At 53.2% G+C, this 17,207-nt stretch carries 11 protein-coding genes; 6 read left to right on the forward strand and 5 right to left on the reverse strand.

Annotated features, from left to right (window positions below):
* The first annotated feature begins 6 nt into the window (after positions 1-6).
* The 5 genes from ACI0FJ_RS18750 to ACI0FJ_RS18770 are packed head-to-tail and all read left to right on the forward strand — an operon-like array spanning position 7 to position 8,021.
* A complete protein-coding gene (locus ACI0FJ_RS18750; RefSeq protein ID WP_424305967.1) occupies positions 7-300 on the forward strand; it encodes a hypothetical protein in 294 nt (97 codons plus the stop codon).
* Positions 276-4,703 carry a hypothetical protein gene (locus tag ACI0FJ_RS18755; RefSeq protein ID WP_424305969.1) on the forward strand — a complete coding sequence of 1,476 codons (4,428 nt, stop codon included), beginning with the start codon at positions 276-278 and terminating at the stop codon, positions 4,701-4,703. Before ACI0FJ_RS18750 ends, ACI0FJ_RS18755 begins: the two co-directional genes overlap by 25 nt.
* Positions 4,700-5,584: a hypothetical protein gene (locus ACI0FJ_RS18760; protein WP_424305971.1), complete on the forward strand. Its 885-nt coding sequence runs from the start codon at positions 4,700-4,702 to the stop codon at positions 5,582-5,584. Before ACI0FJ_RS18755 ends, ACI0FJ_RS18760 begins: the two co-directional genes overlap by 4 nt.
* Position 5,585: 1 nt before the next feature.
* The gene (locus tag ACI0FJ_RS18765) at positions 5,586-7,535 is read left to right on the forward strand and encodes a hypothetical protein (protein ID WP_424305973.1); all 1,950 of its coding nucleotides are present in this window, start codon (positions 5,586-5,588) and stop codon (positions 7,533-7,535) included.
* A gap of 3 nt (positions 7,536-7,538) precedes the next feature.
* A complete protein-coding gene (locus tag ACI0FJ_RS18770) occupies positions 7,539-8,021 on the forward strand; it encodes a hypothetical protein (RefSeq protein WP_424305975.1) in 483 nt (160 codons plus the stop codon).
* A gap of 126 nt (positions 8,022-8,147) precedes the next feature.
* Here ACI0FJ_RS18770 and ACI0FJ_RS18775 read toward each other — a convergent pair whose 3' ends face one another.
* Both ACI0FJ_RS18775 and ACI0FJ_RS18780 read right to left on the reverse strand, forming a co-directional pair.
* A complete protein-coding gene (locus tag ACI0FJ_RS18775; protein ID WP_424305977.1) occupies positions 8,148-8,438 on the reverse strand; it encodes a hypothetical protein in 291 nt (96 codons plus the stop codon).
* A gap of 28 nt (positions 8,439-8,466) precedes the next feature.
* Positions 8,467-9,492: a response regulator gene (locus ACI0FJ_RS18780; RefSeq protein WP_424305979.1), complete on the reverse strand. Its 1,026-nt coding sequence runs from the start codon at positions 9,490-9,492 to the stop codon at positions 8,467-8,469.
* A gap of 177 nt (positions 9,493-9,669) precedes the next feature.
* On the opposite strand from ACI0FJ_RS18780, the gene ACI0FJ_RS18785 reads away from it, so the two are divergent.
* Positions 9,670-12,990: a response regulator gene (locus ACI0FJ_RS18785; RefSeq protein ID WP_424305981.1), complete on the forward strand. Its 3,321-nt coding sequence runs from the start codon at positions 9,670-9,672 to the stop codon at positions 12,988-12,990.
* Here the strand turns inward: ACI0FJ_RS18785 and ACI0FJ_RS18790 are convergent.
* The 3 genes from ACI0FJ_RS18790 to ACI0FJ_RS18800 form a co-directional block, all read right to left on the reverse strand.
* Entirely contained in the window at positions 12,941-14,359 is a 1,419-nt protein-coding gene (locus ACI0FJ_RS18790) for an ABC transporter substrate-binding protein (protein WP_424305983.1), read from the reverse strand. The genes ACI0FJ_RS18785 and ACI0FJ_RS18790 overlap by 50 nt on opposite strands.
* A gap of 23 nt (positions 14,360-14,382) precedes the next feature.
* Positions 14,383-16,509 (reverse strand): adenylate/guanylate cyclase domain-containing protein, encoded by a 2,127-nt coding sequence (locus ACI0FJ_RS18795; protein ID WP_424305985.1) that lies wholly within the window; start codon positions 16,507-16,509, stop codon positions 14,383-14,385.
* 116 nt (positions 16,510-16,625) lie between these two features.
* A complete protein-coding gene (locus ACI0FJ_RS18800; RefSeq protein WP_424305987.1) occupies positions 16,626-17,162 on the reverse strand; it encodes a helix-turn-helix domain-containing protein in 537 nt (178 codons plus the stop codon).
* Positions 17,163-17,207: the final 45 nt, after the last annotated feature.

Genomic DNA, 17,207 nt, shown 5'->3' on the forward strand with positions numbered 1-17,207 from the left:
GATCTCGTGGCGCTAGGGCGCGGACTCTGCACCAAGCAAGAGCGGGAAAAATGCGAGGCGGAGTTCGGGGAAAACATCGAATGGACCTGCGCAAACTGCCCGAAAAAAAGCCGCGACGATCTGCACCCGTACACGCTGAAATTGCTGGGGCTTGTGAACCTGCAAGGGGCCGGTTACCCGCTCCATGCAAATGACCTGACACTGGAAGAATGGACAGACCTGGCACGCGTAAAGACTTGGCTTGAACAACGCCGAGAAAAAGAACGGTTGGACCAATGGCTGGCAATAGCACGACGCTAAATATCGAAATTCAGGTTGACGACAAGGGGTCGCTCAAAATCCGGCAGTTCGGCAAGGAAGTCGAGACCGCTGGGCAGAAAGGCTCCAAGTCGTTCGGCGCTATGTCTAGTAGCGCAAAACACCTGAATACCCAGGCTGATCTCGCGAACCAATCTTTGATGCGGATTGCGAAACGTGCGGTTGGCCTGGGCGCGTCGTATTTGGCCCTGGCAAAACTGAAAGGGGCTGCTGCCGACTGGGTTAACCTGGCTAACATCCAGGAAGGTGCTGAGAACCGTTTAGGGGCGACACTGCGGGCGACGGGGAACGCTGCCGGGTACAATCTTGCTCAGTTGAAGGCGATGGCAAGCGGCATCCAGGAGGCCACGACGGCTGGTGACGAGCTGACGCTGTCGGGAATGTCTGTGCTGGCGACGTTCAAGCAGGTGCGTGGGGAGGCGTTTGAGCGTGCGACCATGGCCGCGTTGGACATGGCGACCGTGATGGGGAATGGCGAGGTCAGTGCCAGCGGGCTGAATTCGACGATGGTTCAACTGGGCAAGGCCTTGAACGATCCGATTTCCGGGCTGTCGTCTTTGAGTCGTGTTGGTGTGACGTTCACAGAGGGCCAAAAGGCACAGATTAAGTCGTTAGTAGAGACGGGTAATGTGATGGCCGCGCAGATGGTAATTTTGCGCGAACTGGAAAGCGAATTCGGGGGTGCGGCAGCTGCTGCAACTAAAAATTTTGCCGGTGCCCAGACGCAAGCTGCAAACGCTTTGGGCGATACAGAAGAAGAGCTGGGGTTTGTGATTACAAAGAATCAGTTCTTCATCGACTTGATGGGATTGGCAAAGGACCGATTCGTCGAGTGGGGAACCTGGATACAGAACAACCGGCAATTTCTGATGGAGCTGGCAAAGGACGGCGTTTTGCTGGTGGCCGATTCGATTGTCGGCACTATCCGCGTAATTGAGGTGTTCCACCAGGGTTGGAACGCGTTAAAATTGGCTGGCGTGGGCGCTGTTGACGGGTTGCTGCAAGCTCTGAACTATTTGATTGAGGGATTCCGGTATGTTCTGACACCTATTGATTTACTCTTCGACGGCCTCGTGAAACTTGGTCAATTGGACGTTAACCCCTTCGATTCCGCTTTACAGTCTGTCCGGGAGTGGCAGGCCGGAACATCGGCAGCGGTTGATAGTGTCATCACCGACATGATGGATACCGCGCGGGGATACGACACCGCTGCAAATGCTGTGCGCGGTGTACGTGATGAAATCGCCAAAATTCCAGTTACCCAGGCTGAAGCGACCGAACAGACCCGCGCAAGCATCCACGGCGTGCTGGACACTGTTACGACTGTTTCAAAGGAACGGTTGAAAGCAGAAGCAGCGCTGACCAAAGAAACGGCCAAGCTGACCAAGAAAAAGTATGAATACGAACTGTGGGCGCTGGAGGAAGAGAAAAAGGCGCTGAAACAGAAAGGCGTGGACAGCGTCAAGCTGGACGAGTGGTACGCGGCCAAGGCTGCGGACATCACGAAACGGCGTTTGAAAGAAGAAACCGAAGAAATCGAGAAAAGCAAAACGAAGCAGGAATCTCTTCATCAGAAAATGGTGAAGGGTTTTGAATATTTGGATGAGAAGTATTGGGACATAAAGAAACGGAAGCTCCGGGAGCAGTACGACTACGCCCAGCAGCACGTTGAGGACAAAAAGGCGTTGGAGGTCTGGTACAGCCAGGAATTGTACCAGCTGGATCGTGAGCGCAATGACCAGCGCTTGAAAGCGTCGGAGGCAGAATACGAGCGCCGGGCGTACTACGCCGATGACTATTTCACGTTCATGCAGGCGAAGATCGGCGAGGAGCTGGTGGTCTGGACCGACGCGCATTCTCGCCAGCAGATGCTTTTTGAGCAGACATGGACGTCCATGAAGGAGTTTGGCCGGGATGCCATGAGCGCCCTGGGCGACACTGCTGGCGACATGCTGTTTGACGCAATCAAAGGCGATATGAAGTCCCTGGAAGATTATTGGGAATCTTTCTGGGATTCGCTGCTCTCTACAATGACGCGTACCGTGACGGACATGGCGGCAGCCTGGGCGACGTCGCAACTGATAGACTTCGGCGCAAATTTTATCGGCGGCTTCCTTTCGTCGTATCACACAGGGGCGATCCGGCTGACTCAAGACGAGATTGTCGCGAAGTTGCTCAAGAATGAAACCGTTATTCCTCCAAAACAGTCGCTGGCGATTGACGCCGCAATGAACGGTGGAGGGCTGTCCAAAAGCGAATATTTTGACAAAATGACTGGATATGTTCAGGCCGGGGCTGCGCTTGATTTTTCATATGACACGCAAGACCCGGACGTAGCCGGGATGGGGGTATCAAATGCCCTTTCCTCGCTGACAGCAGGCATTGCCGCCGGGGTGTCCAATTTTACGTCAATAATGGGACAGGCCGAAAAATTAAAGGACACCGGACTAAATATCGATATGGGGAAAGCACGAGGCTTTGCGTTTGACTACGCAATGGCCGGAGTCGCATCCGGTGTGGTCGGTGGGTTCCTTGGAAATATGATCGGCGACGTTGGCAGTTACTACCTGGGTGTGTCTGAGTATGCACCGTATGCAAAAATTTTAAATACTGCGATAGCTTCTGTACTGGGTATCCCCGGCCCCGCAGGTCTCTTGGCTGCTGCTCTCTCCCCTGTTACGGCACTTGCTGTTGCTGCCGTGGCTGACGCGTTCGATCTTAGGGATCAGGAAACATTCAAAGACGCAATGGAGTCAAAGTACGGATGGTCGAAAGGCCTCCGCATGACTCAGGCAATGCAAGAGTATGCTGCAAAAACCCTGGGAGCTGAATTTGCCGGGATGGGCTGGGCTGATGACATTTCAGGCCTGAATCTCGATGTGCCGTCAGTTGAACTGCAAGGCGGGGTTGTTCAGCCCGGCGAAACCGTTGTGATGACGCCTATAGCTGCAAAAGATTTGCTTGATCCCGCAAAAGTCCAACAGACGTTCAATGCTCTGTCTGATGGGTTAAATGAATACCGTAGCCGTGAAGCCCGTGACCGTTACGGTGAATACGGCGGCAAGCTGTCTGGCGGCTGGAATGATTCTGGCGGTCATCATGACGGCAGCGAAGGACATAACGTCGGCGGTGAAAAAGGTTCCTCCACAGGCACAGGCGGCGGGTATAACGACGGGCACGGTGGCGTCAGCGGATTGGCCCAGGGCGGTGTCGTTGATCGGCTGGTAGTCCCAACCGGCGACGATGGCTTTGCCGCTCTCACACTAGGTGAAGGCGTCGTTTCTCGCGACGGCATGGAACTGCTCGCCCGCATTAACAGCGGCGACGCTGTTACACTTGGCAGCGTACAGGACTGGCGCGACAGCGCAAAAAGCCAGCTCGTTGACGCGCTGGAAGTTCAGACGAACCTGCTCCAGACCCAGTTGACGGAACAGGAAAAACTCAGGGATCAGTTCGAGCGGTATTCTGTCCAGATGCGAGATGCCCGCATAGGGAACTGGACGAACGACAGCCTGACGATCCTCTCCCCCACTCAACAGTACGCACTACAACGCAATGAATTTGAACAGCTTGCACGTCGGGCGCGGCTTGGCGATACCGACGCGATTGAAAAGTTGACCAGTGTAAGCACGGATTTTCTCCAGTCCAGCAAAGATACGAATTCAAACTGGAGCGCGTATCGAAGCGACTTTCTCTTGGTGCAGCAGACGCTAGCTGACGTCGAGATGTTGTCGACACGGCACGCGACTTCTGCTGAGTCGCAAGCCGAACTGCTACGCGCACAATTAACGACATCCCAGGAAGAGCTGAACACTCTGAAAGGGATTTCGACGCAGATTGTGACGTTGGCGCAAGCACGGACGGAATATCAGTCTGCTCAGAATGCTTTGCAGCAAGCTGCCAGCGCGACCGGTACAATCTTGGAGTCGAATTTTGACGCCGCCGCATACCGCCAAGCGAAGTACGCAAAGCTCGTCGCCGACGGCAAGTATAGCTCAGTGGCAGAAGCAGCTGCGGGATACGCTCAGAATCAGTCATCAAGCGGTTTGAGTGATTACGAAAACTACCTCAAATGGGGCAAAGGCCACGTTCCTGGTTTTGCGCGCGGCGGCTACCACGTCGGCGGGCTGCGTCTTGTCGGTGAGACAGGCCCAGAGCTGGAGGTTACAGGCCCTGCTCAATATTTCTCCACCGGTCAGACTACTGGAATGGTCGGGGTGTGGGATCGGATGCTGGATTCGATGCTCTCCACTCGTAGCGAAATCGCAGAGTTGCGGCTTGATCTGGAAGCGATGGGTAGCTCGATCATTACCGAGTTGCAGCTCATGCGCGACGTGCTCGAAAAGTGGGACCGCACCGGGTTGCCCAGGGAGCGTGCAGCATGATTGTTGTGCGCTCGTTGGTCGATAACAATCTGCTGGACTCGTCGATTTCAGAAAGCACTTTGCCGCAGTGGGTTGAGGGCACGAGCTATGCTGCTGGGACACAGGTGCAAGATGAACACCGGGAATACACTGCGCTGCTTGCCAGCCAGGGCGAAAAGCCTGCGGAGAATCCGAAGGTCTGGCTGTTGGATGGGGCATCAAACCGCTGGGCGTGCGTTGATTACGGGGTTGCGACGGCGTCTGAGGCTGACGGCAAAATTTGGATCGATGTGTCCGCCAGCTGGTGCAACAGGCTCAGTCTGTTTGATGTGCGGGCTGCCACGGTTGAATGGAAGATATTTGAAAAGCTGGAAGACGGCACAGAGGTAGAGCGCGAAGGCGGATCGGAAAGCCTCGTTTATGACAACGTCACCAATGCGTGGGAGTACGTGCACGCACCGGTCGAACTTCATAAACAGTATTCGGTTGATATTCCAACTTATCCGTCCGCTCGGCTGCGTGTGACGCTGACGCGGCCCGAGGCTAAAGTACGTCTAGGCTTTGCGCATGTGGGACAATCTCAAGACCTGGGAACGACTGTTTTTCAACTGAACTTAGAGGACGTGGATTACACCCAGATTACCGGGACTGCTGGATTGCTGGTTCCCGGCGAACAGTACACGCGGCTAACTGCAAGCGTCCGGGCACCGGAAACGGCAATGTCGATATACCACGACCGTCTGAAGGCGTTAAAGGGGCAGGTCGCGGTTTTTGAACTGGTTTCTAACAATGCCCCACAATATGGTGTTTGGCGCGTTTTGGGGGTGCTTCAAAAACACGCGTTGCTATGGACAAAAAAAAACAACGTGCGCGAGAGCGTGACGATAATCGGGAGGATGTAAAATGGCCGGTACTCGTATTCCCCAAGTCCCAGAAGTGTCGGACGTTCCTCAGCGCCAGACCGCGCCGCCTGACTATTCAAAGAAAATGGATAAGTGCCTGCTCGATGTGTCCGCCGCTCTGGTGGGCATGAATGTGTCGATTGGAGCGATGAACACCCTGGCCGGGGAAGTCGAGGAGAATGCTGGGGCGATTGAGGCGGCGAAGGAAGCGGCTACGGACAGCGCGGCGCAGGCACAAACGATGCGGGATGCGGCGGCTGCGATTGTGAATGCGAAGCTGTGGGAACCTGACGAACCGTATACATCAGGCGCTGTTTGGCGGAACGGACGGCTGTATTTTGCAGTTTCTCCGAGCACTGGCGTTGCGCCGGAAACCGACGCGACGCATACGAATTGGTTGCCTGTGCCGCTGATGCCTGACCCTGCTGGAAATGATGGGAAAATTCCCACGGCCCAGGGCGCAGGGTACGTGTTGAAGGACGCTCCCGCAGGCGGTGGTGGAGCGGAAAAGATTGAAATCTCAGGTGACGTGCAACTTACTCAGTCTTCGAGTCGAAAGCTTGCGGTTGAGCCCACTGTTGATGGGTTGGTTGTCCACCTTCCCCTGGCATCCACACTAGGACAAGACGGTGTGCCGTATATTTTTTTCAACGTGGGTAGCCGTGCGGTTACCATTCAAGATGCTGATAATCACACTATCGGCGGTGCGCTGGGCACGCTTGAACCTAATCAAGCTCGCGCGTGCATACTTCTTGATAAGACGACCGGTCTGTGGGCCATCTTCGATTACGCTGAAGGCAGCGTAGGGGGGAGGATAGTAGAGGCTGGGTACATTATCGACCCAGGTACGCTGCAGACGTTCAAAACGGCTACAGTGTACAGACTTTGGGCATTCGCTGTCAGCAGCAATGTGATTTCAGTTTTTTATCAAAAAAGTTATAGTTTATATTTTTCTAGAATAACTATTAATAGCGATGATACGATAGATGTTGGGACACAATTATTTATAGCAAACGGGCTGAACGACAATATTGCTGACGTTGCACAATGTACAACCACACGATATTGTCTTGGGTGGAATGACGAAGCTAATTCAAATAAGTTAAGTATCGTTTTTATAACAGATAATGAAGATGATACTATAACTGTGTCTGCCGCGACTGTGGCTACAACTAGCTATATAAATGGAATAAAAATAGTTCCATATACAGATGATAAGGCCGTACTGTTATGTGTGTCAGACCTCGGCGGAGTATTTAGCTTTTATGTGAAACAGGCCATGTACTTTCCTGAAAATAATACTAGTAACGTGGGGCCGAATTTATCTATTAAAGCACCCTTCCCGTATGACACTTTATTATCTATGGATGACGTGTGTTGTTTTTTTACTACAGGGGGGAATTTTGTGGTATGGGCCAGAAAATCAACATCAGAGTTTATTCAGCAATACCGGGTGCTGGATGTATCCGATACGGGTTCCGGGATATCGTACGTTACTGATTGGTCAGATTTTCCAGTTATCGCAAATTTTCGAAACCCTGTAGTGAAAGCTATTGGGAGTGTTTTTGTTATGTGCTGGATAGATGCTAGTTCTTTATTTAAGCTGATCGCCCTCCAGTTTAACAGTGACACAAATACAATCACAGCCGGAGAAACTGTAACAGTTGATAAGTTAACAAGCGGTGTCATCGCAAACATGCCTTTCGATTTTACTCCTTTAAGCCAGGAAATGTTTCTTTTATCTATTGGAACAGGAACATCGGTTGAAAGTCTAATTGCAACGTTAAACGGGCTAGTTATTAATTCAGGAGATACGTTCAATATTTTGCCAAACAGAAGTGAAAGCGTTGCTTGTGTGCCTTTATCAGATATTAAATGCATTACTGCTTTAAATGATCGCGCTGGAGATAATTCGTATTACGGCAAATTGTGTATACAAAACAGAAGGTAATGTATGCAAACTCTTATCATAAAAAATGGTGTTGCAGTCTACGGCCCCAGCGCAACCCTTACGGACAAAGGCACTCGCGCTGGAAACTCTTTTGACTCGACGACTCGCACAGATAATGCGCGGGTCATCGAAGTCGCAGAGCTGCCGAAATATTGGCGTCCTGGCTGCTTTACATGGGACGGCGAGACGCTGACTGCAACGGAGGTGTATTCTGCGGAGTTGTTGCCAGGAGTAAAAGCAGAAACGGTTGCGGCTATCAAATCTGAGGCACAGCGCAGGATCGTTGCAGTATGGGGGGTGGATACGGTTGCAGATTCACTGATTCGCCAGACCAACACCCTCCGCAGCGCCCCTACAGATCAGCGGTTCGATGCGACTGATGAGATCCGTACCGCATCGAATACGTTTGAATCTGAAATCGACGGGTCTGATCTTGAAACGCTGTTGGGTTTGGACGTACGGGGCTGGGCTGGCTGGCCGGAGTAGTCGAGTTTTTTGACAGCTAAATAGGCGTTTTTAGAGCAGCGTGGCTCACGCGCACGCGCGTAGCAAAGAGCGGACCAGGGTGAAAAACGGGGTAGGGAAAATTCTCATTTTAAATGACGGATTTTCTCATTTTGAGTGCAAGCTTACAGCCCCTACGGGCGGCTTCGCGTGGCTCCGCCGTCCGATTTTGCCATCCTGCAAAATCGTCGAGTCCCGTCCGCTCCGCCAGCTGAAGATCAAAGGATCAGTTACGTATGTAATTGGTCCTTTTTCTTTTTTTGCGGCCTGTAAGAAGATGGGCTGCGGGTTGATCGCGGCACGTCCTGTGCCGCGCCCCTGCGGGCGGCTTCGCGTGTCTCCGCCACCTGAAAAAGAAAAAAGACCAGTCACTTTTGTGGTTGGTCTTTTTTCTTTCATGCGGCCCTTCACCTCACACGCGACCCAATCACTCCCTGTGCTCGTCTCTGATTTTCAGGAGCACATCCCAGCTTGCCTCGAAAACATCCACTACGGTCGGGTCGAAATGTATGCCCCGCTCCTTGAGAATATGCTCCCTTGCCTGTTCAACCGGCCATGCCTCCTTGTATGGGCGGCGGGATGTCAGGGCATCAAAAACATCTGCAATGGCGGATATCCGCCCTTCAATGGGAATATTTTCTCCCGACAATCCCTTGGGGTATCCGCTGCCGTCCCATTTTTCATGGTGGGTCAGTGCAATCTGTTTTGCTACGACCATGAGATCGTAGTCATGGTCACCAATGATCTCACTTCCAATGGTCGTGTGGGTCATCATGGTTTTCCATTCTTCTGGGGTCAGTTTGCCCGGCTTGTTGAGAATACTGTCCGGTATGCCTATTTTGCCCACATCGTGCATTGGGGCGGCATTGAGCAGAAGCGTCGCCTCGGTTTCGCTCATCCCCATACCAAGCGCGATCACGTTGCAATATCTGCTCATCCTGAGGATATGCATACCGGTTTCATTGTCCTTGTATTCTGCAGCAATGCCGAGCCGGTGTATTATTTCCAAACGCGTGGCGTTCAGGTCGTGCGTTCTTTGGGCCACTTTTTTCTCGAGCACAGCATTCTGATTATGCAGCAAGAGGTGCGTCTTGACGCGGGCCTTGACCACGGCAGGATTGATTGGTTTTGTAATATAATCCACCGCCCCTACCTGGAAGCCGTAGGTTTCGTCCCGTTCCTCCCCACGTGCCGTAACAAACACCACGGGAATGTTTCTGGTACGCAAATCCTCCTTCATCTTTTTGCAGGCCTCGTACCCGTCCATGACGGGCATCATAATGTCCATGAGCACGAGGTTGGGCGGATCTGCCGACCGGGCGACTGCCAGGGCTTCCGCTCCGTTGAGGGCGACCTTCAATCGGTAGTCGTCCTGCAATACTTCGCAGAGGACGTCCAAATTTTGAGGAACATCGTCAACAACTAACACTGTCTGCTTCTGCATAAAGGGCATTGGTATCCTCTTAAAAAACGAATAGGCTTCAGGCCTTTCACCAGGGAAGCCATAAAGGCTTTTTGCCTGTATTTACTCAAAAATAAGCCTCTAAATATAGATGTAGAATATAATATACGCTATTTGAGGCTGTAGGCAATATGAATGTCAAAATTACGGGTAACAGGATTGTGAGGCATGAAAAAAAACAACGACTGGTTTGCGGTAGATTTACGTAGTTTTTTTGCCACCATGCTCTTTTTCTCGGTTCTGGCCGGAGTAGGCCTGTACGCCATGTATACTACCGATGTTTCCTCCTTCCAGCGGTCTCGTCGGCTCTCCGAATCGATACAAAACGATATGGCATCCATGTCCATAACCAGGGACCTGCAAGACCTCTTTGTTGATTTGCAACTCCTGTCAAGCCATGTTGAACTCCGGCGGTTTATGACGACGAACTCTTCAACTTCCCGGCGCGATGTCGAACGGGAGTTTTTTTCTCTCTGTAAAATCAGCCAAAAATACGACCAGGTCAGAATCCTGAACAACGACGGGATGGAACTGGTGCGGGTGAATTATAATGACGGAAATCCTGCCGTCGTGCCGCAGGACAAATTGCAGAATAAAAGCAGCAGGTATTACTTCAAAGAGGCGATCAATCTCCCCCCCGGGAAGTTCTATGTCTCGCCCTTTGATCTCAACATGGAACATGGAGAAATCGAGGTCCCCTTCAAGCCGATGATCAGAGTCTGCGCGCCCATTGAAGGATACGACGGGAAGCGCTTGGGCATCATCATACTCAACTATCTCGGCCAGCACATGCTGAGCAACATCGCGAAGGAACAGAGCGGCACGATGCAGAGCCAGCTGCTGAACAGCGATGGGTATTGGCTCTTCTCGCCGGATAAAAGCCGGGAGTGGGGGTTCATGTTCAACGACAGGAAGGAGGTATCTTTTGCTTCGCTGTACCCCGACGAATGGAAAACCATCAAAGCATCAGCCTCCGGACAATTCGCTTCCCCAAGCGGCGAGTACACTTTTTCCACTTTGGAGATCCCCCCGCGAAAGTCCCTGAGCACACAGGCCACCCTCCGTGAATGGAAGGTTGTATGTTTTACCCCCAGGTCGGTAATAGCGGCATCCAGCTTCACGATTTTCACAGGGTATCTCAGTCTTTTTTTGGGGATTTTCATCATCATTCTTTTCGGCTCCTTTACACGCGCCAGGTATGTACGCAGCCGGGAAAAAGGGCGGCAAAAGCTGGAACAGGCCAGATTGGAGGCGGAAAATGCCAACAATGCAAAAAGTGAATTTCTGGCAAGAATGAGCCATGAGATACGCACCCCGATGAATGCCATTATCGGCCTGACGCATCTTGCCCTCAAAACGGACCTCACAGCCAAGCAGTTAGATTATCTGACCAAAGTTTCCCTGGCGGCCAGCTCCCTGCTCTCCATTATCAACGATATCCTCGATTTTTCAAAAATAGAGGCAAACAGATTCGATCTGGAAAAGATCGATTTTCTGCTTGATGACGTCATCAACAATACGGCCCATATATTGGGCGTGCAGGCCGAGGACAAGGGGCTTGAATTGCTGCTGAAGGTTCGGAGCTCCGTCCCCAATCTGCTGGTGGGCGATCCTTTGCGGCTGGGGCAGGTCCTGCTCAATCTTGTGGGGAATGCAATCAAATTCACAGAGTCCGGGGAAGTGATCATTTCCGCCGATCTTGTCGAGGAAACAGCAACCAAGGCGACCATCCGTTTTTCCGTGCATGATACCGGGATAGGCATTTCCGAGGAGCAGGGCGCGGCTTTGTTTCAACCATTCATGCAGGCGGATGGTTCCATCAGCCGCAAGTTTGGGGGCACCGGGCTGGGGCTGGCCATCAGCAAACGAATTGTAGAGAAAATGGGCGGCACGATGCAGCTCAAAAGCGAGCAGGGCAAGGGAAGCGAGTTTTCATTCACCATTCCGTTCGAACTGCAGTCGGGCCACACAGAGCACTACAGAGCAACCCCGAACGAATTGCAGGGTATGCGTGTACTGGTAGTGGACGGCAGCGAAAAGTCCCGCTTTGTCCTGGGGTATATTCTGGAATCCTTCTCCTTTGTTGTACGGGATACACCAAGCGGGGATACCGCCCTGCAATGGCTTCGTGAACATGATGCCGACGATCCCTTCAAACTGGTCATCACCGACTGGAGAATGGAAGATATGGATGGCATTGAGCTGACCCGGAGGATCAAGGAGTCGGAACAGCTCAAACATCCGCCGCATGTGATCATGCTTACGGCGAACGGCTACCAGGAAACACGGCATCGGATGGAGTGGGCCAGGCTGGACGGCTTTATGCTGAAACCTTTCAACCGCTCCATTTTGTTCGATACCATCATGAACATCTTTTGTGGTGGATCCTGTACCTCGAGGCTGGCAGGTTCCGCCACCATGGATTTCGACATTCCCCCCAATGTTTCCGGAGCCCGTGTTTTGATCGCCGAAGACAATGCAATCAATCAGCAGGTGGCCAAGGAAATTCTCGAACACGCAGGGGTATCCGTACATATTGCCAACAATGGCAAAGAAGCACTGACAATGCTTGCCCAGGAAAATTACGACGTTGTCTTTCTGGATATCCAGATGCCGGAGATGGATGGCATCCAGACCACCAAGGAAATCCGTTCAGACCCGAAGTTTCAGAACCTCCCCGTCATTGCCATGACCGCCCATGCGCTGACCGGCGACAGGGAGAAGAGTCTGGCGGCAGGCATGAATGCCCATGTAACCAAGCCAATCGACCCCAGGCAGCTTATCGAGGTGCTCTCGAGCTGGTTGCCGGAGTTTGAAGAAGGGAAGGATTTCCCGACGAAGGCGTCATCCTCAAAAGGTTCTGGGAAAACATCCTTTCCCCAATTGTCCGGTGTTGATATCCGCAAGGGATTGGGGCGGCTGGGCGGTAATGAAGCCTTGTATGGAAGGTTGTTGGGCAGTTTCGCCAGCGATTGCGGCAATGAGTGGGCCCACCTCAAAATGATGATTTCCAGGGGGGATTACACCAATGCCTATACCGCGGCGCACAGCCTGAAGAGCATTGCCGGAAACCTTGGGGCTGACGGTCTGTACGAAATGCTCAGGCAAATCGAGTACGACATGAGGGACAAGAGGCCAGTACCGCAGCTGTTTCTGGAGAGGTTTGATGCCGAACTGGCCCTGGTGAGAAACAGTATCCTGGCCGCGTTTCCCAGCTCTGCGGTTACCACGTCTTCCGATTCGGCTCCCTGCACGGCGAAGGCCTGCGTCCTAAGGCCCCAGCTGGCGGAATTGGCAGATCTGCTGAAGCAGCACGACCTGGAAGCACGAAACATGTTTTATGATCTGCAACCTGCGTTGAAGGACATTCTTCCTGGTTTCGAGGCGGAACTGGCCTTCCTGCTCGCCAAGTTCGACTATCCCGCCAGCCATGAGAAGGTCATTTCTTTTCTGCGTGGGTGCGACGAGTTGGAAGATCACAATCCGTAGGTCTGGAGACGCCACCCGCATACTCCGCGGCTACGCGCCGCATTTCCTGTTCTGCCCAGGCAACGGCCTGTTCCGGAGTCATTTCCTTGTTTTTCGCCTTTACTATCATTTTGGGGATTATCTGTTCCGCATAAATAATCGAGGCCAGGGGATTTCTGTGTCCTTTCACAAGCCCGAAGCTGCGTACCGAGTCCAGCCCGGACAGGATACGGCGTATCTTGGGCCGACCGTATCTGCGAAAAACCCCTTGTGGGTCGCGGATAAAGGGTTCGTTTTCTGCCATTCCCCGCAGCACGGGCATCATGCCGCCCGGTGCCATATGCAGCCATTCCGTGTAGGGCCCCGGCTGGTAGAGAAACGACAGAAACTCGATTGTGGCCTTTCGTGTCTTGGAATCGGCAATCCTGAAGAGGGCGAATCCGTTTATGGTGCCGTATCCACTGGTGCTTTGTCGGTGAATCGTCGGGGTCATCTGGGTGTTTTCGGCAAGAAACGGATCAAATCGCGCGCCGGTCAGGCTCTTGAAATTCGTGGTGCCCAGGGAATCTGCAGCTGCACTGGAGAGGGCCAGGTCGTCCATGATGAATGTTGAGTAGAACAGCATGGCCAGACGCCCCTGTATGTAAAAGTCGCGCCCTCGCCATGTCTGTGGTCCGGGCGGAGTGTTTTTCGCAAGTTGCAGATAGAAATCCAGTGCTTCGACCATGCGGGGGGAGTTGAACGCGAGCCTTCCAGCCGGGGTAAACATGGTGGCGTTGTTGGAAAGGGCTATCTGGGTAAAAACCTGCTCGGCATACATGTCCGCTTTGGTTCCCACCAGTATGCCGTAGATTCCTTTTTCCGGATTGTTGAAATGCGTTGCCGCCTTGAGAATGTTTTTCCAGGTGGTTGGGGGGGCGAGCCCGGCATTTTTAAACCAGTCAGCCCTATACCAGATGCACTGTACCCATCCGTGGTGCGGCACACCGTAGTAGCCAGCCTTGGGCATGGCGAGAAATTTGAGGGCTCCCTTGAAGAATCGCTTTTTTCCTATGGAATCGACGAATGTTGTGGCCGCCCGTGTGTCCAGAAGATGTTTTTCTCCCAGCGCGGCAATGAGCTCGCCCCCGGTGTTGACCAGGGTGGGAGCCTGGGGCGTCCCCTGCTTGGCGATTGCCTGCTGCAAAAGGTCGTTTTCGTCGATGCTGACCACCCGGACGTTGATGTCGGGATGCAGCGCCATGAACACATTGGCAAGATAGGTTACTACCGCCACGCGTTCCGGCGGTGTTTCGGAAGTCCAAAAGGTGACCTCCGCCGCCGTTCCGGCGGTTGGGTACATGGGGCCGGACAGAACCGCCATCAGTACTATCAGCAAACTCCAGCGCATGGCTGTATCCCGGTTTCGGTTTCCTACTTCGTGGTGATGAGCTCCACCCCGTTCCAGTCGTCCGGAGGGGGCGAGGCTATGTAGTCCAAGGCTCGTTGTTTGAACAGCCGGGCCAGCCCGTCGTGCGGGAAATCATCGCAAAGACGGGTGAGAATATCGGCAGCTTCCTGAAATTGTCTGTTCGTGTAGGCAACGTGGGCTGCACGCCATTGCTCTCTGTGCTGGGGGGCAACCTCGTCGGCCAGCCCCATGAGTTCGTAAATGGCTGTCGGAAGAGTCTTGCCCTTGGGCACCACCTGTCCGACGGGACGGAAAACAAATTCATCTCCGGCCCGCTGGCGTATTTTTTTGCTTACGAGGATTTGGGTCTGAAAGTGCCTGTTCAGCCCTTCCAGCCGGGATGCGATATTCACCGCGTCGCCCATGGCCGTATAATCCATTCTGTCCACCGACCCCACATTGCCTACGATGCAGTTGCCCGTGTGCAGACCGAACCTTGTATGCAGTTCGGGCTTGCCTTCCTGCCTCCATTTTTCGTTCAGCATGTTGGAGGCCCTGGCTGCGCTGAGTGCTGCAAGACATGCCCTGCGTACATGTTCCCGATCATTTGTGGGAGCGTTCCAAAAGGCCATGATGGCGTCGCCGATGAATTTGTCTATGGTTCCGTTGTTGTTCAGGATTATGGAGCTGAGTTCCTGGAAGTAGAGCGAGACATGGTGCATGAGCGCTTCCGGCTTCATGGCTTCGGAAATGGCCGTAAAATTGGTAATGTCGGTAAAGAGGATCGTCAGGTCCTGCCGGGCTCCTCCCAGGTGCGGGGAAAGCTCGCCGGTGACTATTTTGGCTACCAGGGAGCGCGGCATGTACTGGCCGAAGGTCTGCAGGGCCTTTTTCATGGCTCCCACGGCTTTGCCCAGGTTGTGTATTTCCGTGATATGGGAGGTAACGTCGGGGGTTCCGCTCAGGTCGAACTCCCTGATGCGTTCGGCCTCCTGGCTCAGCAGACTCAGCTTTGCCGTAATCTGGCGCGAAACAAAGATGATGATGGGCAGTGAAACGATGACGAGGATGAGTGCGAAGATCAGGTTGTCGTTGCGTATGGTTTCGATATCCTCGGTAAAATCTCTTACCGGGGCGACAACTGCCATGTAGGTCCCTTCCATATACTTGTCGGGCACGGGGGAAATGCGTCCAATATACTCCTCACCCGACTCTGTGAAGCGGAAGGAGCCGGTTTTGTTCCCGTTTGTAGAGAATTCTTTGTACACGGCGCTTAGAATCGGGGCTTTGAGGGCGGGAATGGTCGACATCGCAAGATAGGGACCTCCTTTGCATTCCTGGATGCGGACTGTGAGCTCGGGGGCAGGGTGGGCAAGGAGCGCGCCATTTTCTCCAAACAAAAACGCAAACCCGTGATGACCGATCTTCTGTGTTTGCAAAAAGCGGCACAGGGAAGACAGGGTGAGGTCTACACCGAAAACACCCGGAATGGGCCCGTCGAATCTTCGTGCCACCGTAACGCCCGGAGAACGGCTGGATACGAAAAGGTAGGGAGCAGTCTGAATCAAGCCGTCGGTTGCAGTCGCTTCCAGGTACCACGGTCGGATGGTGGGATAAAACGAGGTTGACCGGCTGAATTTGGAACCGACGGTGCGCAGGCCGCTGTCCAGGAACCTCCAGACCTCGACCCGCTGGCCGTCGGTTCGGCGCATGATCCGTCGTAGGGCGTAGCGGGCGTTGTTCGTGGTTTCCAGCTTTGCGCGTATTGTTTTGCTTTTAGGGTTGAGCGAAATGATCTGATAGAAGTCGTCGTCGGCATATCCCATATAAACGGAGTAGATATACGGATGGGCTGCCAGGGTATCGATGAGATACCACGTGGCCGGGTGGGTAAGCAGCAGAGGTTTTTCAGCCAGGTTCGGCAGTTCGGTCGCCCTCTGTCCCAGGTCGGCTACGGGAGAGAAGAGGGAATCTATTTCTATGATTGCCTTGGCATTGATTTCTTCAAGCAGATCGTCCGCTATGGCCATGGCGGCATCTGTGCTGCGGATGTAATTGTAGCTTGAAAGCGCGAAAATAGTGGTGAGGAGTATTCCCGTTATAAGCGTCAGCAGGGTTATCCGCAGAGGAAATTTTGTTGGCCATGGCATGTACCAGACATAGCACACATACCGCGAAAAACAACGGGAAAGCTGTTTTCATGCTCTCTATAACCAATGCCCCGGATGGTAAATTGGGAGGATACGCAGGGGGGGCAGGACGGATGTCAGATATAGCGGATGATGTTCTGAAAGACGGCGGTAGGGTCCACGGCTTCGTAGCCATGGGGCTGGTCGGCATGAAAACGAACTGCGTCTCCCGGATGCAGGAGGTGCCACACACCGTCATAGAACGCATGCATTCTGCCTTTGAGAACGAGTATGTGTTCGACCACGCCTGGATGATGTGCGTCGGAAGTCTGTTTATGATGGTTGGTCAACGTTACTTCGAACATCTCCATTCCCGTGTCCGGGCAATAGGGAAAAATAACGCGCACTTTCATGTTTTCGTCTTTGGGGAACAGGCTGTCCTGCGACAGAGGGCGTGTTTCGTCCGTGAAAAAAGCGGAAAAGGACATGTCCAGCCCGCTGGCTATTTTCCAGAGCACGGCAATGGTGGGGACGGATTCCCGGCGTTCTATCTGGCCCAGCATGGCCTTGGACACGCCTGTGACCTTGGCGGCCGCATCCAGGCTCATGCCTTTTTCCTTGCGGCACTTTTTCAACCGGGTGGAGATGGTTTCCTTGAAATTTCCCGAGTGCATGAATTCTCCGTTGTGCGTTTTAACGCACGATGATACAAATTACCT

The organism is Desulfovibrio sp. 7SRBS1 (assembly GCF_049723905.1).
Classification (GTDB): domain Bacteria; phylum Desulfobacterota; class Desulfovibrionia; order Desulfovibrionales; family Desulfovibrionaceae.